General features: G+C 62.8%; 23 protein-coding genes, 1 tRNA gene and 1 pseudogene. 10 read left to right on the forward strand and 15 right to left on the reverse strand.

Translation table 11 applies throughout. The annotated features are described in order from the left end of the window. Positions 1 to 468 carry a TonB system transport protein ExbD gene (gene exbD, locus AC1DZU_RS11360; protein ID WP_477284611.1) on the forward strand — a complete coding sequence of 156 codons (468 nt, stop codon included), beginning with the start codon at positions 1 to 3 and terminating at the stop codon, positions 466 to 468. Next, positions 465 to 1,391: a TonB family protein gene (locus tag AC1DZU_RS11365; RefSeq protein ID WP_477284613.1), complete on the forward strand. Its 927-nt coding sequence runs from the start codon at positions 465 to 467 to the stop codon at positions 1,389 to 1,391. Before exbD ends, AC1DZU_RS11365 begins: the two co-directional genes overlap by 4 nt. Before the next feature lie 101 nt (positions 1,392 to 1,492). Here AC1DZU_RS11365 and AC1DZU_RS11370 read toward each other — a convergent pair whose 3' ends face one another. The 5 genes and pseudogenes from AC1DZU_RS11370 to AC1DZU_RS11390 all read right to left on the reverse strand — a co-directional run bounded on the left by AC1DZU_RS11370 (position 1,493) and on the right by AC1DZU_RS11390 (position 3,650). Next, positions 1,493 to 1,843 carry a hypothetical protein gene (locus AC1DZU_RS11370; protein WP_477284615.1) on the reverse strand — a complete coding sequence of 117 codons (351 nt, stop codon included), beginning with the start codon at positions 1,841 to 1,843 and terminating at the stop codon, positions 1,493 to 1,495. 4 nt (positions 1,844 to 1,847) lie between these two features. Further along, positions 1,848 to 2,099, reverse strand: a complete 252-nt coding sequence (locus AC1DZU_RS11375) for a hypothetical protein (RefSeq protein ID WP_477284617.1) — start codon at positions 2,097 to 2,099, stop codon at positions 1,848 to 1,850. 587 nt (positions 2,100 to 2,686) lie between these two features. Beyond that, positions 2,687 to 2,890: pseudogene (locus AC1DZU_RS11380) on the reverse strand (XRE family transcriptional regulator); the annotation flags it as partial. A 131-nt stretch (positions 2,891 to 3,021) separates the two neighbouring features. Next, complete coding sequence (locus tag AC1DZU_RS11385) at positions 3,022 to 3,360, reverse strand: DUF7668 domain-containing protein (RefSeq protein ID WP_477284619.1); 339 nt, start codon at positions 3,358 to 3,360, stop codon at positions 3,022 to 3,024. 214 nt (positions 3,361 to 3,574) lie between these two features. After that, positions 3,575 to 3,650, reverse strand: a tRNA-Ala gene (locus AC1DZU_RS11390). Positions 3,651 to 3,810: 160 nt separating this feature from the next. On the opposite strand from AC1DZU_RS11390, the gene AC1DZU_RS11395 reads away from it, so the two are divergent. Continuing rightward, positions 3,811 to 4,101: a YggT family protein gene (locus AC1DZU_RS11395; protein WP_477284621.1), complete on the forward strand. Its 291-nt coding sequence runs from the start codon at positions 3,811 to 3,813 to the stop codon at positions 4,099 to 4,101. 12 nt (positions 4,102 to 4,113) lie between these two features. Continuing rightward, complete coding sequence (locus tag AC1DZU_RS11400) at positions 4,114 to 4,431, forward strand: DUF167 family protein (protein WP_477284623.1); 318 nt, start codon at positions 4,114 to 4,116, stop codon at positions 4,429 to 4,431. Positions 4,432 to 4,444: 13 nt separating this feature from the next. On the opposite strand, the gene AC1DZU_RS11405 is transcribed toward AC1DZU_RS11400, so the two are convergent. Genes AC1DZU_RS11405 through AC1DZU_RS11415 form a run of 3 tightly spaced genes read right to left on the reverse strand, consistent with a single transcriptional unit; the run spans position 4,445 to position 7,213 of the window. Next, positions 4,445 to 5,326, reverse strand: a complete 882-nt coding sequence (locus AC1DZU_RS11405; RefSeq protein ID WP_477284625.1) for a MurR/RpiR family transcriptional regulator — start codon at positions 5,324 to 5,326, stop codon at positions 4,445 to 4,447. Positions 5,327 to 5,336: 10 nt separating this feature from the next. Continuing rightward, on the reverse strand, positions 5,337 to 6,404 hold the full coding sequence (locus tag AC1DZU_RS11410) for an ABC transporter ATP-binding protein (protein ID WP_477284627.1): 1,068 nt from the start codon (positions 6,402 to 6,404) through the stop codon (positions 5,337 to 5,339). A 2-nt stretch (positions 6,405 to 6,406) separates the two neighbouring features. Continuing rightward, complete coding sequence (locus AC1DZU_RS11415) at positions 6,407 to 7,213, reverse strand: SDR family NAD(P)-dependent oxidoreductase (protein ID WP_477284629.1); 807 nt, start codon at positions 7,211 to 7,213, stop codon at positions 6,407 to 6,409. A 181-nt stretch (positions 7,214 to 7,394) separates the two neighbouring features. Here AC1DZU_RS11415 and AC1DZU_RS11420 point away from each other — a divergent pair, with 181 nt between their 5' ends. The 4 genes from AC1DZU_RS11420 to AC1DZU_RS11435 all read left to right on the forward strand — a co-directional run bounded on the left by AC1DZU_RS11420 (position 7,395) and on the right by AC1DZU_RS11435 (position 12,127). Continuing rightward, complete coding sequence (locus AC1DZU_RS11420) at positions 7,395 to 8,630, forward strand: ABC transporter substrate-binding protein (protein ID WP_477284631.1); 1,236 nt, start codon at positions 7,395 to 7,397, stop codon at positions 8,628 to 8,630. A 206-nt stretch (positions 8,631 to 8,836) separates the two neighbouring features. Beyond that, positions 8,837 to 9,706 carry a carbohydrate ABC transporter permease gene (locus AC1DZU_RS11425; RefSeq protein WP_477284633.1) on the forward strand — a complete coding sequence of 290 codons (870 nt, stop codon included), beginning with the start codon at positions 8,837 to 8,839 and terminating at the stop codon, positions 9,704 to 9,706. Continuing rightward, the gene (locus tag AC1DZU_RS11430) at positions 9,703 to 10,527 is read left to right on the forward strand and encodes a carbohydrate ABC transporter permease (protein WP_477284635.1); all 825 of its coding nucleotides are present in this window, start codon (positions 9,703 to 9,705) and stop codon (positions 10,525 to 10,527) included. Before AC1DZU_RS11425 ends, AC1DZU_RS11430 begins: the two co-directional genes overlap by 4 nt. Positions 10,528 to 10,651: 124 nt before the next feature. Beyond that, on the forward strand, positions 10,652 to 12,127 hold the full coding sequence (locus AC1DZU_RS11435) for a M81 family metallopeptidase (RefSeq protein WP_477284637.1): 1,476 nt from the start codon (positions 10,652 to 10,654) through the stop codon (positions 12,125 to 12,127). 82 nt (positions 12,128 to 12,209) lie between these two features. On the opposite strand, the gene AC1DZU_RS11440 is transcribed toward AC1DZU_RS11435, so the two are convergent. The 7 genes from AC1DZU_RS11440 to AC1DZU_RS11470 all read right to left on the reverse strand — a co-directional run bounded on the left by AC1DZU_RS11440 (position 12,210) and on the right by AC1DZU_RS11470 (position 18,063). Beyond that, a complete protein-coding gene (locus AC1DZU_RS11440) occupies positions 12,210 to 14,264 on the reverse strand; it encodes a M3 family metallopeptidase (protein ID WP_477284639.1) in 2,055 nt (684 codons plus the stop codon). Between the two features lie 96 nt (positions 14,265 to 14,360). Next, complete coding sequence (locus AC1DZU_RS11445) at positions 14,361 to 14,774, reverse strand: nuclear transport factor 2 family protein (RefSeq protein ID WP_477285433.1); 414 nt, start codon at positions 14,772 to 14,774, stop codon at positions 14,361 to 14,363. 94 nt (positions 14,775 to 14,868) lie between these two features. Then, positions 14,869 to 15,513 carry a carbonic anhydrase gene (locus AC1DZU_RS11450; protein WP_477284641.1) on the reverse strand — a complete coding sequence of 215 codons (645 nt, stop codon included), beginning with the start codon at positions 15,511 to 15,513 and terminating at the stop codon, positions 14,869 to 14,871. A gap of 146 nt (positions 15,514 to 15,659) precedes the next feature. Then, entirely contained in the window at positions 15,660 to 16,055 is a 396-nt protein-coding gene (locus AC1DZU_RS11455) for a DUF5071 domain-containing protein (protein ID WP_477284643.1), read from the reverse strand. Positions 16,056 to 16,121: 66 nt separating this feature from the next. After that, the gene (locus AC1DZU_RS11460) at positions 16,122 to 16,916 is read right to left on the reverse strand and encodes a DUF429 domain-containing protein (protein WP_477284645.1); all 795 of its coding nucleotides are present in this window, start codon (positions 16,914 to 16,916) and stop codon (positions 16,122 to 16,124) included. After that, positions 16,913 to 17,797, reverse strand: a complete 885-nt coding sequence (gene pdxY / locus AC1DZU_RS11465) for a pyridoxal kinase PdxY (RefSeq protein ID WP_477284647.1) — start codon at positions 17,795 to 17,797, stop codon at positions 16,913 to 16,915. Before pdxY ends, AC1DZU_RS11460 begins: the two co-directional genes overlap by 4 nt. 14 nt (positions 17,798 to 17,811) lie before the next feature. Then, complete coding sequence (locus tag AC1DZU_RS11470) at positions 17,812 to 18,063, reverse strand: hypothetical protein (RefSeq protein ID WP_477284649.1); 252 nt, start codon at positions 18,061 to 18,063, stop codon at positions 17,812 to 17,814. A gap of 163 nt (positions 18,064 to 18,226) precedes the next feature. Between AC1DZU_RS11470 and AC1DZU_RS11475 the strand changes: the two genes are divergently transcribed. After that, positions 18,227 to 18,865 carry a LemA family protein gene (locus AC1DZU_RS11475; protein ID WP_477284651.1) on the forward strand — a complete coding sequence of 213 codons (639 nt, stop codon included), beginning with the start codon at positions 18,227 to 18,229 and terminating at the stop codon, positions 18,863 to 18,865. 200 nt (positions 18,866 to 19,065) lie between these two features. Next, entirely contained in the window at positions 19,066 to 19,881 is an 816-nt protein-coding gene (locus AC1DZU_RS11480; RefSeq protein ID WP_477284653.1) for a TPM domain-containing protein, read from the forward strand. The last annotated feature ends 2 nt before the right edge of the window (positions 19,882 to 19,883 follow it).

Consider the following 19,883-nt stretch of genomic DNA (forward strand, 5'->3'; position numbering starts at 1 on the left):
ATGGCAAGCAGAATCCGACAGACCATGGACGACGATCTCAAGGAAAGCCACGAGATCAACGTCACCCCGTTCATCGATGTCATCCTGGTGCTGTTGATCATCTTCATGGTCGCCGCACCGCTGGCGACGGTGGATGTCAATGTCGACCTTCCGGGCTCGACCGCAACGCCCGCGCCTCGGCCGGAAACACCGTTGTTCCTGACTCTGAAGGACGACCTGACGCTGGCAATCGGCAACGACAGCGTGCCGCGCGCGGCTTTCGCCGCCACGCTCGACGGCAGGACGAAGGGCGACAAGCAGACGCGCATCTTCCTGCGCGCCGACAAGGCGGTGGCCTATGGCGACCTGATGGAGGCGATGAACCTGCTGCGCGGTGCGGGCTATCTCAAGATCGCGCTGGTCGGCCTGGAAACGGTTCCCGCGGCCAATGCCCCGGCGCTAGCCCCCACCGGAGCAGCAGTGCAATGACGCAAGTGGCCGCCTTGCCCTTGGTCGAGTTGTCGCGCTTCAGCCGGCGCGACCTTGGCTTGTGGGCGGGTGCGGCCGCGCTGGTCCTTGGAGCCCATGTCGCGGTCGCCTATGCCGTGCAGAACTTCAGCATGGTCGACGAAGCCGATGGTGGCCCGCCACCGGCCCAGGTGATCGAGATGGCGCCGATGGTGGTGATGCCGGCGGTCGAGGAACAGGTGGCCGCGCTGGACGAGGTGACATCCGATCAGACCGAGCCGACGCCCGTAGACCCGGTCGAGAAGGCGCAGCCGGTTGTCGAACAGCTGCAAGTCGTCCCGCCCGACGAGACCGAACCCACCCGGACCGAGTTGGCTGAACAGGTCGACCAGCCGCCGCCGGATGAGGTCGTCCCCGATATTGTCGAGGCCGTCGCACCCGACGTGGTCATTCCATTGCCGCAGCCCAAGCCGGCCGAGGCTCCCAAGGACAAGAAACCGGTCGAGGCCAAGGCGAAAAGGCCTGTCGAGAAGCCAAAGTCGCGGCCGAAGAAGGAGAAGGCGGCGGCGCGGAACACGGCAAGCATCGCCAGCGCCGATGCGAGGCCGGCGGCCAGGACGGCCGCGCCGAAGTCGGCGGAATCGGCATCGCGGTCCGGCGATTCCAGCAAATGGGACTCCCGCCTGGGGGCCTGGATCAAACGGCACACGCGCTACCCCAGTTCAGCCAAGGCCCGAGGCGTGGAAGGCAAGCCGTATGTCGCCTTCACGGTCGACTCATCCGGCCGGGTCCTCTCTACCAGGCTCACCCGGTCCTCCGGGGATGCCGATCTGGACCGTGCGGCGCTCGCCGTGCTGCAAGGCGCCACCGTGCCGGCACCGCCGCCGGAACTTGGCGCGCGCCAAAGCCGCACGGCACCGTTCGTGTTCAGCCTGCGCAACTAAGGTCTGTTGGTATTCAGGTGAGGCCGGCCTGCAAATGGCGGGCTCCTGCTTCCGATGCTCACGTAGCCAAACATACGCTCCGCTCCGGTTCTCGGAGCCCATCATTTTCGCCGCGGCCTGACCTGCGTGTGGTCCCCGCCAGGAATTGCGTCAAAACAACAGGTTGGAGCGGGCTCAATCAAACCCGACCCCGCTTTAGACATGGGCGATCGGATGCTGTGCGGGCAGGATGCAATCAAGGCCGCAATGGCTGTCGCATCGAACGGCCTGCCCCTGATGATGTTGGCAACCTCGGTATCGGCCTGTTCGAACCAGTAGACCATGTCGGCGCTGCCAATATCCGCGGCGGCTCTTTTCAGCAGCGGCAGCAGGCCTTGCAACGCGCACAGTGTCTCCCAACGGTTTGGCCGGAAGGTCGAATCTGCCGCCGCGCATGCGGCTGGCGCCTGCATGCGGCTACGCTCTCCTTGCGTGAGCGCGATTGTCTTTTGGCTGCGCCTTAGGGTGCAGCGGGTTGCCGCTGAGCTGCGGATGCCTGGCCGGCCGTGCGCCGCGAAGGACGTCGAAGGCTTCGGCATAGGCCATGCCGAGCAGATAGGAGATCATGGGAAAACGGCTTGCTTCGGCCATCTGCACGAGCTCATTGGTCATCGACGAGATATATTGAAGACTATCGATCTCCGACTGACGTAAGGATTGGTTTGGCACGTGCTTCTCCTGTCATCTGGTGGAACTCAGGGAACGAGTCACTGGCATGCTAAGCCGACTAATTGATGGGCTGACCGACCGGAGGCGGCATGCTTGCGGGGTCGAGGTGGTCAAGGCAAAGATCGGCGCATCGGTAAGGCGAACGAGACCAGGCAGATGGTTGATCGCCGAATAACTGAGCGCGGCGGTGGGCATGCCGACAGGCCATGATTTGTCGCCGCAAGCATCATGTTCTGGCCGATATGGCCGGCCCTGCGAAAAGAAGACAGTCTGCGTGCCGGCGGCAATCGTCAGCTTCGGAGCGGGGGTCGCTTTCTTGGCCATTTTCATCCCTTCTTGACCCTCATGGGACCCGTTGAAAGACCCTAAAACGGGGATCCACGACAAGAAAGGTAAGGTCGAAAGAGTTAATGCTTTGTTAAAATTGCAGTAAAGCAGCGCGCAAAAGGCGTTCGTGCGACGTATCTTTCCTGAGGTTTAAGTGTAAAATATCGATTTTGTTGAGATACAGAGTCGACAATCGTTGGTATGCGTTCTTTTGGTGCATTCTTATTCTTATTTAGCGTAAACAGCGTGGCCGGGAGGGCTTAGCCCAGCCGGGTGAGGCTGACCACCAGCTGGTCGACGCCCGGATCGTCGAGCCTGACGACATGTGCCATGCTGATGGCGTGCCTCGGGCGGATGTTGGCAGTGTCGCGCCGCATGATGACTGACACGAATGCCGGCCCGGCCTCGGTCAGAAGCATGGCCTTGCCCGTTAGCACCGGTTCGGAGATGTGGGCCCATTGCACGGGGCCCTTGAACGGCTGTTGCCGGGGGTAGCTGAGGAGATCGCCGCCGCGTTGCCCGTCAGGTTCGTTGAGGCGGGTTAGGTCAGGCAGGCGGGTTGCCGCAAACGGCCGAGACGGTTGGGCAGCGGACTTTAGGCGACATGTATGTCGTCCAACTCAATGGACGGCTTCCCATCGACCATTGCAACCGTAAGATTTAGCTCCAAATCCGATCGACCGCCCTCCCTTTCGCTCCACAGTGGCGCCCGAACTGACCATCGTTCATGTCCAATTACCGAGTTCATTGCGACCACATCCCAATTGGCGAAAGGCGGAGCAGAGAAAGTCTGACCATATTCTGCGATGGTGCGGGAGAGGTCAGCAGCGGAACAACGAGTTGCACTGGTCTGGGCCAAGGCGGCGGAATAGTTGCCCGACGAGACCGCTACGATAATTTGCTGGATCGCAATTTCTGCATTCGCCGGAAGCATGGCGGCATCTTTGCTGTGTCATCTTGCGCAGTCAATGTCGGCATTGGGTCAAACTCGGTCGTTCAGAGCGATTGGAACAAAGGCGAACGGCACACACCGGCGACTATGGCACCGGAGATAGCCTGAAACGTGGGCCAAGCGCGTGGGCCAAACAAAAGAGGCCATTTCGGCTATCTTGTTGATTTCACTGGGAGATATGCCTTCCAAATTCCGCTGGTGGAGCTGAGGAGGATCGAACTCCTGACCTCGTCATTGCGAACGACGCGCTCTCCCAGCTGAGCTACAGCCCCGTCCAGCGGATTGGCGCATTTATCGGGCGCCGCGCTTTCCTGTCAAGGCGGCGTTTTGCCGAAATCCGCGGCCACCAGGCGTCAGGCCGCGTGCGAGAGAAGGCGGCCCTTGCCGGTTTCGCCTGCAATGGCTACATGTCGGCAACAATTGGAGACCGGCATGCTCGCCCTCATTCAAACAATCGTCATGGCGCTTGACCTCTACTGGTGGGTCATCATCGCCTCGGCGATCTTTTCCTGGCTCTACGCCTTCAACGTCGTCAACTCGCGCAACCAGTTCGTCGGCAGCATTGGCAACATGCTCTACCGGCTGACCGAGCCGGCGTTGCGGCCGATCCGGCGTTTCATACCGGACCTTGGCGGCATCGACATCTCGCCGATCATCCTCCTGTTGCTCCTGTTCTTCCTCCGGCAGTTCCTGCTCACCACAGTGGCGCCTCTGGTCTTGTGAACCCATGACTGCATGAGCACGCCGTTCCGCATGCGCGATGACGGTATCGACCTGTTCGTCCGGCTGACACCAAAAGCGGCGCTGGACAGGCTTGAAAGCATCGAGACCCTGGCGGATGCGCGAAGCCACCTGAAGGCCCGCGTCCGCGCCGTGCCGGAAAACGGTGCCGCCAACAAAGCGCTGGAAAAGCTGATCGCCAGGGCGCTGGGTGTGTCCGCGTCCGCCGTCTCGATCGTCGCCGGCGGCACCGCCCGCCTGAAGACCGTGCGCATTGCAGGCGACCCGGCGATGCTGGCGAAAAAAATCGAGGCGCTCGGCCAGCAGTCATGATGCACTGGGCGGTTCAATCCCCCAGCGGCAGACGCGGATCGTCGACCTTCAACGTGTTCACGCTTTGCTTGATGCGGCGCAGGTTTTCCAAAACCTTTGGTCCGCGCGTCTCGGCGACCGATGTGACGATCATGTCGACGATCGACAGCAGCGCATAGCGCGACGATGTCGGCTTGTAGATGTTGCCATCCTCGAGCGACTGGAAATGGATGACCGTGTCAGCGGCTTTGGCGAGTGCCGAGTCAGGCGGCGTGATGGCGATGGTGGTGGCGCCGTATTGCTGGGCGACCTGCACCGCGTCGATGACCGATCGGGCATAGCCGGAAACCGAAAAGGCGATCAGCGTGGTGTCGGGCGTGGCAACGGCCGCGTACATGCGCTGCAGCTGTCCGTCAATCTGCGCCAGCACCGAAACGCCCAGCCTGAACAGCCGGTTCTGCATCTCGGTCGCCATCATAGAGGAAATGCCGCCCGACCCGATGCACAGAACGTTGCCGGAGACGGCGATGCGCGCGGCGACGGCGACCAGCGTCGTCATGTCGAGGTTTTCACTGGCGCGCTGGATGGCGGCAATCGCGGCCTCGGTGATGGCGGAAGCGATGCGCTGTTCGCGGGCGTCGCGGCTCAACGGCTCCGGCGACAGATACTGGCCGCCGATGGCGATGGCTTGCGCCAGATAGAATTTGAAGTCGCGCAGGCCCTCGCAACCGAGATTGCGGCAGAACCGGGTCACCGTCGGCTCGCTGACGCCAACGCGGGCGGCAATTTCCGAGATGGCCGCCTTGGAGACCAGATCGAGGTCGGCAAGCACGAAGGCGGCCAGCTTGCGATCCGACTTCGTGCCGTCCTGCAACATCAGTTGCAGGCGTGTGATGATGTCGGCCGGCGTTTTCATAGCTGTGTTTTCATACGGGCAGGCCCGTCGCCTTGTCGAACAGGTGGATATTGCCGGGATCGACGCTCACCGGCAGCACGTCGCCCGGCCTGACCGGCACCCTGTCGCGGAACACGGCACGCACCGTATCGGTGCCGATGGCGCCATAGACATGGGTTTCTGAGCCGGTCGGCTCGACGACATCCACCTTGATCGTCATCGCGTCGGCAGCCTCGCCGATGACAAAATGTTCGGGCCGGATGCCGGCTTCCACGGCGCTGCCCGACGGCACCTTGTTGCCGGCAAGCGCAAGCCGCCCGCCGCCGGTCGACTCGAACCAGGTTTTCCCAGGCGATGTCTTGAAAGATCCGGAGACGAAACTCATCGATGGCGAGCCGAGGAAGCTGGCGACGAACTTGTTGGCCGGCCGGTCATAGAGTTCCAGCGGCGCGCCGACCTGCTGGATCCTGCCGCGGTCCATCACGACGATGCGGTCGGCCATGGTCATGGCCTCGATCTGGTCGTGAGTGACATAGACGATCGTCGATTTCAGCCGCTGGTGCAGCGCCTTGATCTCGACGCGCATCTGCACGCGCAATTGCGCGTCGAGGTTGGACAAGGGCTCGTCGAACAGGAACACCGACGGTTCGCGCACGATGGCGCGGCCCATGGCAACGCGCTGGCGCTGGCCGCCCGACAACTGGCGGGGGTAGCGGTCGAGATAGGAGAACAGATTGAGGACGCCGGACGCTTTCTTGACCTTTGCCTCGATCGTGGCGCGCGCCTCGCCGCGGATCTTTGGGCCAAAGCCGATATTGTCCGACGCCTTCAGATGCGGAAACAGCGCATAGGACTGGAACACCATGGCGATGTTGCGCTGCTGCGGCGGCAGCGCGTTGGCGCGCACGCCGCCGATCAACAGGTCGCCGGAGGTGATCGTCTCCAGCCCGGCCAGCATGCGCAGCAAGGTCGACTTGCCGCAGCCGGATGGCCCGACCAGCACGACGAACTCGCCGCTCTTGATGTCGAGGCTGATGTTTTCGAGGATCTTGTGCTGTCCGAAGGATTTCGACAGGTCGCGGAACTCGACGTCGGTCATGGTCACGCTCCCAATATGTCGTCGATGAATGGCAGGCAACCTGCCGTCAGGCCAGCGTCCACCGGCATCACCACCCCAGTTACGCCCGATGCGCGATCGGAGGCAAGGAAGGCGACGGCTTCGGCCACTTCCGAAGCGTTGACAATGCGGCCGAGCGGATAGAGCCGCTGCAGCTTGCCGAGGATTTCAGGATCCTTGGCAAGGCGATGGTCCCAGGCAGCGGTGCGGATCGATCCGGGGCAAACGACATTAGCGCGCAGGCCGCTGCGGCCGAGCTCGACGGCAATCGCCTTGGCATAGGCGTTGATGCCGGCCTTGGCCGCCGCATAGGCGGGATTGCCGAAATGCGCGATGGCATTGACCGAGGAGATGAAGACGATGCTGCCGGAGCCTTGGGTAGCCATCGCCTTGACCAGCGGATCGGCGAACATCATGACGCCGGTCAGGTTGAGGTCGAGTTCGTGCTCGATCTTGTCGGGGTTGAGGGCAGGGAGCGTCTCGGCGCGCGTCCAGCCGGCATTGTTGATGAGAATGTCGGGCACGCCATCCCGGTCGAGGATCGCGGCGATCGCCGCATCTATCGAAGCCCGGTCGAGAAGGTCGAAGACATGGCGGGAGGCAAGGTGCGGGGTCTTCAACGCTTCGCCGGACTGGTCGCAGCCGACGACCCTGGCACCCCTTTGCGCCAGCAGTGCCACGATGGCCGAGCCGAGGCCACCGCCAGCACCGGTCACGACGACAGTCTTGCCTTCGAACTCGGCCCTGCTTTCGAACTTGGCCCTGCCTTCGAATTCGGCTTGCGAAACCACCGTGCATCATCCTCTGGGAGCTCTGACAATCGTATCCGGCCTAGTCCACGAAATGTAATTAAGCAACAGAATAATCCACTTGCAAGGGCTGAAATCATCGATAATGTAGGAAAGTAACATAAATCTTCTGCGCCGGTCGCGAAGAGGCGCGCAGGCGCAAAATCAAAACGGGAGACATCAAATGAGCCTTGCAAAATGGACTGTCGGCCTGATGGCCGGAATGAGCATGCTGGCATTTGCGGCGCAGGCGAACGCGGGCGAAGTGCGCGTCACCGTCGCCGAATACAGCGCCAAGACTGGCCCTTATTTCGACAGCGTCAAGAAGGAATTCGAGGCGGCCAACCCCGGCATCACCGTCAAGTTCGAAGTGGTGCCGTGGGAAGTGCTGCTGCAGAAGCTGACCACCGACATCACCGCCGGCACCAATGCGGATCTGTCGATCATCGGCACGCGCTGGCTGATCGACTTCGTCCAGCAGGATGTCGCCGCGCCGCTCGACAGCTACATCACGCCCGACTTTAAGGGCCGCTTCATCGACACCTTCCTGTCGCCGTCGATCATGGACGGCAAGACCTACGGCCTGCCCATCGCGGCCTCGGCGCGCGCGCTGTACTACAACAAGGAGCTGTTCGAGAAAGCCGGCATCTCCAATCCGCCGGCAACCTGGACCGAGCTGCAGGAAGACGCGCGCAAGATCAAGGCGCTCGGGACCGGCACCTTCGGTTTCGGCCTGCAGGGCAAGGAGATCGAGACCGACGTCTATTACTATTATGCGATGTGGTCCCAGGGCACGGAAATCCTCAACAAGGACGGCACCTCAGGCCTCGGCACGCCGGGCGCGCTCGAAGCCGCCAAGCTCTACAAGTCGATGATCGACGAAGGCCTGACCGAGCCGGGCGTCACCTCCAACAACCGCGAGGATGTGCAAAACCTGTTCAAGCAGGGCAAGGTCGGGATGATGATCACGGCACCCTTCCTGTCCAACCAGATCAAGGACGAGGCGCCAAACCTGAAATACGGCGTGGCGGCCATTCCGGCCGGACCGACCGGTGCGCGCGGCACCTATGGCGTCACCGATTCCATCATCATGTTCAAGAACTCCAAGAACAAGGACGAGGCCTGGAAGCTGCTCGATTTCCTGTTCACCACTGAGCAGCGCGCCAAGTTCACGCAAGGCGAAGGCTTCCTGCCGGTGAACAAGGAAGAGGCCAAAATGGACTACTATGTGAACAATGCCGATCTGGCGGCGTTCACCGCCCTGCTGCCCGACGCCCGCTTCGCACCGATCATCCCTGGCTGGGAAGAAGTCGCCCAGATCACGTCGGACGCCATGCAGAAGATCTATCTCGGCAGCGCCGAGCCCGAGGCGGCGCTGAAGGACGCCGCTGCCAAGGCCAATGCAGTGCTGAAGAAATAGTGCTTAGGAAATAGGGCGTCTCTCCCGCGCCCGTGGCGCGCCCCGACGATCGGGCGCGCCACATTTTTCCGAGGCGAATATCGAATTCGCCACGGAGCGGGTCATCGTTCAACAGAAAACGCCTGACAGCTCTATCTCTCCGTTTTCAACGCAATCCCGGACGGAAAACCGCTCCGCATTTTCCTGAAATTGCTCTAGGTCAGCCGATGCAAAATCGCTTCTTGCCCTATCTCCTGACCTTGCCCAGCCTGTTCCTGGCGGCTGTCGTCATCTTCTGGCCGGTGTGGGACCTGATCCAGATCTCGACGCATGAAGTCAGCCGCTTCGGCCAGCTTCGCGAATTCAACGACTTCGCCAATTTCGCGGCGCTCGCTGCCGACCCCGATTTCATGGCCGCGCTCTGGCGCACCGGACAGTGGACGGTGCTGGTCGTCGGTGGTGCGCTGCTGCTGTCGATCCCTGTGGCGATGATCCTCAACACCGATTTCTATGGCCGCGGCGTCGCCCGCGTCATCATCATGCTGCCCTGGGCGGTGTCGCTGACGATGACCGCCGTGGTCTGGCGTTGGGCGCTGAGCGGCGAAAGCGGCATGCTGAACTCGGCGCTGATCGGCCTCGGCCTCATCGACCACAACATCCAGTGGCTGGCGAGCGCCGAGACCGCCTTTCCGATGCAGGTGATAATCGGCATCCTGGTGACGGTGCCGTTCACGACGACGATCTTCCTCGGCGGCCTGTCGTCGATCCCCGACGACCTCTACGAGGCGGCAGCACTCGAAGGCGCGACACCGCTGCAGCAGTTCCGCGAGATCACCTTTCCGCTGCTGAAACCGTTCATCAACATCGCCATCGTGCTCAACACCATCTACGTCTTCAATTCCTTCCCGATCATCTGGGTGATGACACAGGGCGGGCCGGCCAATTCGACCGACATCCTGGTCACCCATCTCTACAAGCTGGCCTTCCGCATCGGCAAACTGGGCGAGGCTTCCGCGGTCTCGCTGGTGATGTTCGCCATATTGCTGGTCTTCACCATGATCTATGTGCGGCTGGCTATGCGGGAGCAACGCGCATGACGAGTAAGCTAAGGCGTTCGATCATTGCCTGGCTGCTGCTGGCGCCGCTGATCGTGGTGACGATCTTTCCCTTTGCTGTGATGTTCCTGACCGCGGTCAAGCCGAGACAGGAAGTGCTGTCGCCGACCTGGTGGCCGAGCGAATTCCGGTGGTCGAATTTCTCCGACATGTGGGTGGCGACCGGCTTCGGCCAGGCGCTGCTCAATTCGCTCTACGTGTCCTTTATCGCCACCGTCGGCGCCATCCTGATCTCGGTTCCGGCGGCCTATGCGATGTCGCGCTTCCGCTTTGCCGGCTATGGCGCCTTGCGGCAGTTCCTGCTGATCTCGCAGATGATCTCGCCGATCGTGCTGGTACTCGGCCTGTTCCGGCTGATGGCGGCCTGGGGCCTTGTCGAAAGCACCACGGCGCTCGGCTTCATCTACATGGCCTTCAACGTCGCCTTCACGGTGTGGATGCTGCAAAGCTATTTCGACACCATCCCGCGCGATCTCGAGGAAGCGGCGTGGATGGAAGGCGCCGGCCGCTGGCTGACCCTGCGCAAGGTGTTCCTGCCGCTCTGCCTGCCGGCGATCGCGGTGACCGCGATCTTCACCTTCATCAATGCCTGGAACGAATTCGTCGTGGCGCTCACCATGCTGCGCAGCCAGGAAAGCTACACGCTGCCGATCCAGGTGTTTTCGCTGGTCGCCGGCCGCTACACCATCGAATGGCACCACGTCATGGCCGCCACGCTGCTGGCGACCTTGCCGGTGGCGATCCTGTTCATCTGGCTGCAGCGCTACCTCGTCAGGGGGCTGGCGCTCGGGGCGGTCAAATAGCCGCTAGAGCGGTTCCTCGTTTCACCGAAACGCAGGACCGCTCTATCTCTTTGTTTTGACACAATTCCGGATGGAAAAGCGTTCACACTTTTCCTGGAATTGCTGCAGCATCCACGGAGTTCTCATGCGCATCTTCACCGCCTCGCTGGCGACGGAAACCAACACCTTCTCGCCGGTGCCGACAGATCGGGCTTCGTTCGAGATGGCGTTCTATGCCGGACCGGGCAAGCATCCGGAGACGCCGACGCTGTGTTCCTCGCCGATGGTCGCCCTGCGCCGGCGCGCGGCGGCCGAAGGCCTGACCGTCATCGAGGGCACCGCCACCTGGGCGGAGCCCGGCGGCCTGGTGCAGCGACAGACCTATGAGGCGCTGCGCGACGAGATCCTCGGCGAGCTCGAGGCAGCACTGCCGGTCGATGCCGTCATTCTTGGCCTGCATGGCGCCATGGTGGCGCAAGGCTATGACGATTGCGAAGGCGATCTGCTCGAACGAATCCGCGAGATGGTGGGTCCGAAGGTGGTGATCGCCTCTGAGTTCGATCCGCACAGCCATCTGACACCAAAGCGTGTCGCGGCGTCAGACATCATGGCCTACTTCCTCGAGTTCCCGCACACCGATTTCTACGAGCGTGGCGAACATGTCGTCGAGCTCAGCCTCGCCGCGGCGCGTGGTGAGATCAGGCCTGTCATTTCGACCTTCGACTGCCGCATGATCCAGGTGCTGCCGACCAGCCGCGAGCCGATGCGCTCTTTCGTCGACCGCATCAAGGCGCTGCATGGCAGAGATGGCGTGCTGTCGATTTCGATCGTCCACGGCTTCATGGCGGCCGACGTGGCCGAAATGGGCACGCGCATCCTGGTCGTCACCGACAACGACAAGGCCAAGGGCGATGCGCTGGCGGAACGGTTGGGGCGAGAACTCTACGCGCTGCGCGAAAAGACGGCGATGACGATGCTGAGCGCCGCTGACGGCATCGATCGGGCGCTGGCTGTGTGCGCCGAAAACCCGGGCAAGCCGGTGGTCGTCGCCGACATTTGGGACAATCCCGGCGGCGGTGTGCCCGGCGACGGCACCGTCGTGCTGCGCCAGATGCTGGCGCGCGGGCTGAACACCATCGGCGTTGCAACAATCTGGGATCCGATCGCTGTGACCTTCTGCCTGGCGGCAGGCGAAGGTGCCGTCATCGACCTGCGTTTCGGCGGCAAGGCCGGCCCGCAGGCCGGCGAGCCGATCGACGCGCGGGTGCGGGTGCTGAAGGCCGTTCCGGAGGGCTGGCAGAGTTTTGGGCCGAGCCGGGTGACGCTCGGGCCGACGGCGCTGGTGCGCATCGAAGGCACCGAGGTCGACATCATCCTCAACACCAATCGCACGCAGACCTTCGAGCCGGATATTTTTTCCAATATCGGTGTCGATCCGTTGTCCAAGGACATCTTGCTGATCAAGTCGACCAATCATTTCTATGCCGGCTTCGAGCCGATCGCCGCCGAGATCATCTATGTCTCGGCGCCGAGTTCCTATCCGAGCAATCCGGCGGTGACCGATTACAAGAAGCTGACGCGGCCGGTGTGGCCTAGGGTGGCGGACCCGTGGGCGGCATAGAGCTGGGGGTAAGGGATTGCCAGCGTTGCGACCTTGCGCGGCCTGTCCTCCTCCCCCAGGGGGAGAAGGACGAAACAGGCGCTTACACCAGCCCGCGCTTGACCATCATCGCATGGGGCGACGGCATCTTGCCGCGAAACGCTGTGTAGAGCTCTTCGGGGTCCTTCGAACCGCCGGCGGCGTAGATGTTCTTCCTCAACTTCTCAGCGAGGCCCGGGTTGAAGGGATCGCCGGTCTCCTCGAAGGCCGCGAAGGCATCGGCGTCGAGCACTTCCGACCACATGTAGGAGTAATAGCCGGCCGAATAGCCGTCGCCGGAAAACACATGGCCGAAATGTGGGGTGCGATGACGCATGGCGATGGTGTCCGGCATGTCGAGCTTTTCAAGCGTTTCGGCTTCGAAACGAAGCGGTGCTTCTGGCGCATCCGGGCGCGCATGATAGGCCATGTCGATCAGTGCCGAAGAGGTGAATTCGACCGTGGCGAAGCCGGCACCAAAGGTGCGCGCCGCCAGCATCTTGTCGAGCAGCGCCTTCGGCATCGGCTTGCCGGTCTTCACGTGCAGCGCGTGCTTTTCCAGAACCGCCGGCACGGTCAGCCAGTGTTCGTAGAGCTGCGAGGGCAATTCGACGAAATCACGGCTGACCGAGGTGCCGGAAACCGACGGCCAGGTGACATCGGTCAGCATGCCGTGCAGTGCGTGGCCGAATTCGTGGAACAGCGTTCTCGCCTCGTCGACCGACAGCAGAGCCGGCTCGCCGGCCGGCGGCTTGGCGAAGTTCATGATGTTGTAGATCACCGGTTTCGACCCGTGGCCAAGCTTGTAGCCGGATTTGAGCGCGCTCATCCAGGCGCCGGAGCGTTTTGACGGCCGCGCGAAATAGTCGGCGAGGAACAGGCCGCGATCGCTGCCATCGGCGTTTTTCACCACGAAGACGCGCGCGTCCGGATGCCATGCGGCAATGCCTTGCTTTTCCTCGAAGGTGATGCCGAACAGCCTTGTCGCCACGTCGAAGCAGGCGTCGATGACGCGGTCGAGCTGCAGGTAGGGTTTCAGTTCGGCCTCATCGAAGGCGAACTTTTCGGCGCGCAGCTTCTCCTGGTAGAAGCGCCAGTCCCAGGCGGCGAATGTCTCGTTGCTGCCGGCCTGCGTCGCCAGCCGCTGCAGTTCGCTCTGGTCGGCGGCGGCCCTTTCCACTGCCTTCTCCCAGACCGGATCGAGCAGTGCATGCACTGCCTTCGGCGTCTTGGCCATGGTGTCGTCGAGCTTCAGCGCGGCAAACGAGCCGTAGCCGAGCAGCTTTGCCTTTTCGGCGCGCAGCTTCAGCATGTCGCGCACAACAATTGTGTTGTCGGTGGCGCCGCCATTCTGGCCGCGCATGGTGAAGGCGCGAAAGGCGATCTCGCGCAGGTCGCGGCGTTCCGAGAAGGTCGTGAACGGCTCGTAGATCGAACGCGACAGGGTGACCGCATAGCGGCCCTTCTGGCCGCGCATCTCGGCGGCTTCGGCCATCGAGCTTTTCAGGAAGTCCGGCAGGCCGGCAAGGTCAGCCGCGTCGAGGAACAGCGCCCAGTCGCGCTCGTCGGCAAGCACGTTCTGGCCGAAATTCGTGCCAAGCGAGGACAATTCCTCGTTGATCTTTGCCAGCCGCTTCTTGCCGTCGGCGTCGAGCTTCGCGCCGGAGCGGACAAACCCTTTCCAGGTTTTCTCCAGCACCCGCAGCGTCTCGGCATCGAGCTTCAGGCTGTCGCGGCGCTGGTAGAGGTCGTCGATACGGGCGAACAGCCGCTCGTTCATCGAGATTGCCGAGAAATGCCTGGACATTTTTGGCGAGATGTCGCGCTCCAGCGCCTGGAACGTCTCATTGGTGTGGGCGCCGGCGCGGCACCAGAAGATCGACGAGACATGGTCGAGTGCCTCGCCAACGAGTTCCAGCGCCTGCAGCGTGTTGTCGATGGTCGGCGCCTCCTTGTTACCGGCGATCGCCTCGATCTCCGCCTCATGCGCCTGCAGCGCCGCGTCGAATGCCGGGGCAAAGTCGTCGTCGCCAATGCGGGTGAAATCAGGCAGACCGAGCGGCCCTTGCCACGCGGTCAGCGGATGGATGGCGAGGTCGACGGCTTTCGTGGATGGCATGGACAATCTTTCCTTGGTGAAGGCAGGCAGGGTGAGTTGGTACCGATGTAGGGCGCAGGTTTGCCGCGCGCAACAGTGCCGCCGGTCAGGTTTTCGTCAGTAGCCGTCGCAGTTCTCGGCGATCGCCGCTTGCGAGCTGGCGGTGATGCGATTGTCGGTCACCGCGAAGGTTTCCTGCATCAGCATGTCGTTGTTGGGAAAGTCATAGCAGGCGATCACCGTGGTGATGCCGCCTTCGCTTTTTTCGATCCGGTGCCGGATCTCCGCACCCGCGACGGCGCCTTGCCATTCGTCGATCGAGGCGATGAATTCCTGCTTGCTCTGCACGATGCCGAGGTCGTCCAGCTTGATACGAACGTCGTCGGCGAGCAGGTCGGACAGTTCGGTGCGGTCGGCGACCAGGAGGGCCGAATACCATCGGCTGATGATGGCGCCATCGTCGGCACGGACTGGAATGATCGAAAACAGCAACGCTGCCGCGACGAAAGTGATCGAACGGCGATCTCCCATCATATGCTGCCTCCGTCTTCCTATCGGCTATCAGCTTACCCGAAGAGCCGGTTGTCACCTTTCGCTGGCGCGTTCCTTCGGTTCTGGATCATGTCTATGCCGTCTCCGGCCGTTCGAAATCGCCGGTCTCCTTGTTCATCACCCAGAGTTCGCCGGTCGATATGTCGAACCAGGCGCCGTGCAGCGACAGCCGCCCCTTGCCTTCGAGGATCGAAACGCAAGGAAACGTCCTGAGATTGGCGATGGAATAGCGGATCGAAATACGCTCCAGCGCGGTCTGGCGCTCTGACGCCGTCATGAAGGTGCTGGAGGACACGGTTTCGGCCGCTGGGGCGATGAGGCTCATCCATTTGCCGATGAAGTCGCCGGGAGACAGCGGTGCGGACGTGGTGTCGAGCGCGGCGCGGATGCCGCCGCAGCGACCATGGCCCATGACGACGATGTTCTTGACCTTGAGGCTCTGCACGGCAAATTCGAGTGCGGCAGAGGTCGAATGGAATTCGCCGTCCGGCGCGTAGGGCGGCACCAGATTGCCGACATTGCGCAGCACGAAGAGTTCGCCGGGCCCGGCGTCGAAGATCGCTTCGGGGGCCGCGCGGGAGTCGCAACAGGCGACGATCATCGTTTCCGGCGCCTGGCCTTCGCGGGCAAGCTCGCGATAGCGTCCGCTCTCGGTCAGATAGCGGCCGCTCATGAAATTGCGGTAGCCGGCGAGAAGATGGTCGGGGAGATGGGGCATGGGCGGCGTCTGGCCCTTTCCGGGTTGGATGCGCAATCTGAAAGACGCTCTAGCGGCAAAAGCCTACCGCGAGCAATGCCGAATTGCTGGGGACTGCAATCGAGGTGCAGGCTTGACCGTGAAACTCACAACGCGGATGTGCAGTGTCAGTGCCGCAGGCGCTGCAGCGCCTCTTCAGCTTCCTCGTCCACTCCTTCCAACTTGTCCAGCCGGCTTGGATTGTCCACCAGTCTGCGCAAATCGCCTTCCAAAGCCTTCAAGATATCGACTGGCAAAATCCGAACCATTGTAGTGATACAGTGCCACTTCATGCTGGGATCGCTTCCTCGAAGAACGCGACGGATCGGCTCGATGATTGGCTCTCCTATCGTTGAGAGAAATGCGGCCAAAGGTCGGGCAACAGGCCAATTGCCATCCGCCGTCCACTCCATCAACTCACCGAGGATGGGGGCGATGGCAGGGTAACCGGCCTCTTTGATGGCCTCGACTGCATCGTGGTCGTGTTTGTTGCGGGGAATAAGGCTCTTTACGTCAATCGACATAAGATCGTCCCTCGGAATCCAGTTGGAGGATTTTTCTCGTACCAGACGAGATGCGTCAACGTCGCCTCACGCCCAGATGGCGACCGGAATGCCGAAACGGTCGGCGAGCGGCGGGTCTGGAAACGGCTTTGCCTCGCCCTTGGCGATCCGGCCGGCGATCAGCATCATCACGGCCGCGTCGAGAAAATCGTCGGCGGCGGCACCACGCGGCGGCATCTGGTCGAGAAAGGTTTTGTCATAGCCATGCCTAGAGAGCAGCGCCTTGCGCTCTTCCATGCCGGCCGGATTGACGGCGCCCTTGATCTTCTTCGGCAAGAGCATGGCCCGGTCGCCATTCAGCCGGCAGAAGGCGACTTCCGGATGCGATTCGAAGATGCGGCCGCGCAACTCGGGCTGGGCGACCAGCAGAGCGTCGATCTCGCGGATCTTGGCAAAAATGCCGAACGCCTGGATCGAAACGCCACGCGGCGGGTAGGATGTGGTCATGGCCACCTCGCTTGCCCGGCGACGCGCGGCATACCAGGCGTCAATGGTGGTGAAGTCGCCCGTATCGGCATAGAGCGCGGCGCGGGAAGGGATCGAAAAGACGCTGGACTGCCGTTGCCCGAGCAGTGGCCGCACCAGCGCTTCCGGTCCGCGCCCGCCTTTGCTCGAAAACTCGGGCAGACCGATCGGCATGTCGACAGCGACCACCGCGTCGGCTGGGAGTGATGCAAGCAGGGCTGTGAAGCTTGCAAAGACATCGACAGAGGGTGTGGAACCGGGGCTACGAGGTATCGAACCGGGTGCGCGGCGCACGGCGATCCAGCCGGCCTTGCAGCCGTCAACGCCGACAGTCACGACGGTCGTGGCCAGGGTCACGCCCGCCGGTCCCTCCCCGGATGCGTGAGGTGGCGAAGCTGCACCATCGCCATCGGGTTTGACAGGCTCTGCGCATCGGTTTCGAGCTGCAGTTCGTCGCCGCCGCGCTTGGCGGTGCGCGCCAGGATCTCGTAGACCGCCGCCGTGGTCGACTGCAGCGCCTTGATCGCCGGCTGGCCGGACAGGATGCGCGCCAGGTAGATGGCCGCCGTCAGGTCGCCGAGACCGTTCGGCGGCTTGTCGATGAGGCGGTGCTCGGCCAGCAGCACCTGGTTGCCGTCGAGCAGCAGGTTGCCCGTGCCACCGGTCATCAGCGACGGCGCCGAGGTGACCAGCATGGTCGATGGCCCGGCGTGAAGGGCGGCCGCGATTACCGATTTCAGGTCGGGCAAGGGTGCGCCGGCCATCCATTCCAGTTCGTACCGGTTGGGGGTGGCGATGTCGGCGATCGGCATCAGCCGATCACGCATGGCGGCAGCAGTCGGTTCCGGCACGTAGAGGCCACCCGAATCGCCCATCACCGGATCGCAGATGTAGACGGCGTCAGGTGACTTTGCCTTCACGGCGGCGACCAGGGAGGCAACGGCCTCGGCCTGGCCGGCCTCGCCGAGATAGCCGGACAGCACGGCGCCGACTTCGCCCAGCCATGGCGCACGCTCGAGATCGGCCATCAGCGCCTTGAACTGGTCGAGCGGCGGCACGATCCGCGTCGCCCGCCCATGACCAGGATGCCAGGGCAGGATGATTGTCGGCACCGCCCACACCGGAAAGCCCAGAGTTTCCAGCGCGAAGACAGCCGCGCGGTTGCCGACCGAGCCGCGCGCGACATGGCTGGAAATGACGATGACCGCACGCGGCGCGTCCGTTTTTTCGGCGCTCATTGTTTCTTTGATTCCTAACTGCCCCGGATGACGTAAAGCACGAGCCAGACCATCAGGCCCAGCGTCAGCAGCAGGCCGAGTGTGCGGCCAATGCGCGTGCCCCAGACTTCGATCGGGTCGGCACGGTCGGCGTCGGCCGCGGTGACGTGGTCGCGCATGCCTTTGGTGCTGCGCGCCACAAACGAATTGCCGGCCGGATCCGTTTCGCGCGCGATGCGCTCGAGGATACGGCGCGATTCCCTCTCGCTGTCCTGGCGGTCCGCCATGATGATGTCCCGTTTCGTCAAGACCTTATCGCGTTCGCGCGGCCAATCACAGGGCCTTGCAACGGCACCGGGCGTGCCAGGCGAACGGCCGCCGGTCGGGCGGTTTTCTTGCCCGCTGATTGTGGTAATGCTTGGCATGCAACTTCTACCGAGGGACCTCATCATGTTTGCCCAGCGCCTTGCTCCACCATCCATGTTCCGCACGCTGCCCGCCTTCCTGATGATGGCGATCGTGCTGCCGCTGCTGGCTGGCTGCGGCTACAACACCATCCCGACGGCGGAGGAAAACGCCAAGGCAGCGTGGAGCGAGGTGCTGAACCAGTATCAGCGCCGCGCCGACCTCATCCCCAACCTGGTCGAGACGGTGAAGGGCTACGCCTCGCACGAGAAGGACACGCTCGATGCGGTGGTCGAGGCCCGCGCCAAGGCAACGCAGATAACGGTGACGCCGGAAACGCTGAAGGATCCCGAGGCCCTCAAGAAATTCCAGGATGCCCAGGCAGGGCTGACCAGCGCGCTGTCGCGGCTGATCGCGGTATCGGAGGCCTATCCCGACCTCAAGGCCAACCAGAATTTCCTGGCGCTGCAGGCACAACTCGAAGGCACCGAAAACCGCATCGCGGTGGCGCGCCGCGACTACATCCAGGCGGTCAAGGACTACAATCTGACGCTGAAGACCTTCCCCTCGGTGCTGTGGGCGACCTTCTGGTTCCGCAGCAACCAGCCCTTCGCCAACTTCACCATCGAGGATGACAAGCTGCAGACGCCGAAGGTCGATTTCGGCACCAAGCAGGGCGGATAACGCGCGCTTGGTGAATCTGGTCTCTGTCGACCTTGAGCTCCGTCCCACCCCCCTCTGGCCTGCCGGCCATCTCCCCCGCTAGGGGGGAGATCGGCAGCTTTGGTGCTTTCCCCAATCGTTTGCGTTGCGGAGAGTACGCTGCGTGTGATGACAGCAAATCTCCCCTCTTGCGGGGGAGATGGCCGGCAGGCCAGAGGGGGGTGGGAAGAAACGCCAACCTGGCGTTCCTAGCTCTATTTCTAAGCTTTCTCTTCCTTCCCCTCACCGCCTTCGCCGCCGACCTGCCCGCCCTGACAGGCCGCGTCGTCGACAATGCCGGCATCATCGATGCGGCGACCAAGGCGGCGTTGACGCAGAAGCTTGCCGACTTCGAGACAAAAGGCTCCGACCAGATCGTCGTCGCCGCCATCAACAGTCTCGACGGCGAGGAGATCGAACCTTACGCCAACCGGCTGTTCCGCTTCTGGAAACTCGGCCAGGCGAAGGAAAACAACGGCGTCCTGCTGCTGGTGGCCAAGGACGACCACAAGATGCGCATCGAGGTCGGTTATGGTCTTGAAGGCACGCTGACCGACCTGCACACCAAGCTGATCATCGAAAACGACATGGTGCCGGCGTTCCGCGCCGGCGACTTCTCCGGCGGCATCAGCAAGGCCGTCGACGACATGATCATGGTGCTGGAAGGCAATCCGGAGGAGCTGGTGGCGCGTGGCGAGCGCAACCAGCAGGCGCCGTTCAATTCCGACGACCTGTTCTTCGCCGTCTTCATCAGCATCTGGGCGATCATCTTCTTCGGCAGCATCGCGGTCTCCGTCCTGCCGCCGATCTTCGGCCAGAAGCTTGGTCCCGGCCGCTACCGCTGGCTCGGCATGACCTTCGAGCCACACCGGCGGTCGTCTGGTGGCGGCTGGTCGTCGGGAAGCTCTGGCGGCGGCTGGTCTTCGGGCGGTGGCGGCGGCGGCTTTTCCGGCGGCGGCGGTTCGTCCGGCGGCGGCGGCTCCTCGGGAAGCTGGTGATG

It is taken from the genome of Mesorhizobium sp. P2_A12, assembly GCF_056405075.1.

Coding starts and splice junctions, on each gene's coding strand:
- AC1DZU_RS11455 (WP_477284643.1), bottom strand. CDS start 16,055: ATGTCGATTGACGTAAAGAGCCTTATTCCCCGCAACAAACACGACCAC.
- AC1DZU_RS11410 (WP_477284627.1), bottom strand. CDS start 6,404: ATGACCGACGTCGAGTTCCGCGACCTGTCGAAATCCTTCGGACAGCAC.
- AC1DZU_RS11450 (WP_477284641.1), bottom strand. CDS start 15,513: ATGCCCCATCTCCCCGACCATCTTCTCGCCGGCTACCGCAATTTCATG.
- AC1DZU_RS11445 (WP_477285433.1), bottom strand. CDS start 14,774: ATGGGAGATCGCCGTTCGATCACTTTCGTCGCGGCAGCGTTGCTGTTT.
- pdxY (WP_477284647.1), bottom strand. CDS start 17,797: ATGAGCGCCGAAAAAACGGACGCGCCGCGTGCGGTCATCGTCATTTCC.
- AC1DZU_RS11470 (WP_477284649.1), bottom strand. CDS start 18,063: ATGGCGGACCGCCAGGACAGCGAGAGGGAATCGCGCCGTATCCTCGAG.
- AC1DZU_RS11370 (WP_477284615.1), bottom strand. CDS start 1,843: ATGCAGGCGCCAGCCGCATGCGCGGCGGCAGATTCGACCTTCCGGCCA.
- AC1DZU_RS11385 (WP_477284619.1), bottom strand. CDS start 3,360: ATGCTTCCGGCGAATGCAGAAATTGCGATCCAGCAAATTATCGTAGCG.
- AC1DZU_RS11365 (WP_477284613.1), top strand. CDS start 465: ATGACGCAAGTGGCCGCCTTGCCCTTGGTCGAGTTGTCGCGCTTCAGC.
- AC1DZU_RS11440 (WP_477284639.1), bottom strand. CDS start 14,264: ATGCCATCCACGAAAGCCGTCGACCTCGCCATCCATCCGCTGACCGCG.
- AC1DZU_RS11435 (WP_477284637.1), top strand. CDS start 10,652: ATGCGCATCTTCACCGCCTCGCTGGCGACGGAAACCAACACCTTCTCG.
- exbD (WP_477284611.1), top strand. CDS start 1: ATGGCAAGCAGAATCCGACAGACCATGGACGACGATCTCAAGGAAAGC.
- AC1DZU_RS11395 (WP_477284621.1), top strand. CDS start 3,811: ATGCTCGCCCTCATTCAAACAATCGTCATGGCGCTTGACCTCTACTGG.
- AC1DZU_RS11405 (WP_477284625.1), bottom strand. CDS start 5,326: ATGAAAACGCCGGCCGACATCATCACACGCCTGCAACTGATGTTGCAG.
- AC1DZU_RS11430 (WP_477284635.1), top strand. CDS start 9,703: ATGACGAGTAAGCTAAGGCGTTCGATCATTGCCTGGCTGCTGCTGGCG.
- AC1DZU_RS11425 (WP_477284633.1), top strand. CDS start 8,837: ATGCAAAATCGCTTCTTGCCCTATCTCCTGACCTTGCCCAGCCTGTTC.
- AC1DZU_RS11475 (WP_477284651.1), top strand. CDS start 18,227: ATGTTTGCCCAGCGCCTTGCTCCACCATCCATGTTCCGCACGCTGCCC.
- AC1DZU_RS11420 (WP_477284631.1), top strand. CDS start 7,395: ATGAGCCTTGCAAAATGGACTGTCGGCCTGATGGCCGGAATGAGCATG.
- AC1DZU_RS11400 (WP_477284623.1), top strand. CDS start 4,114: ATGAGCACGCCGTTCCGCATGCGCGATGACGGTATCGACCTGTTCGTC.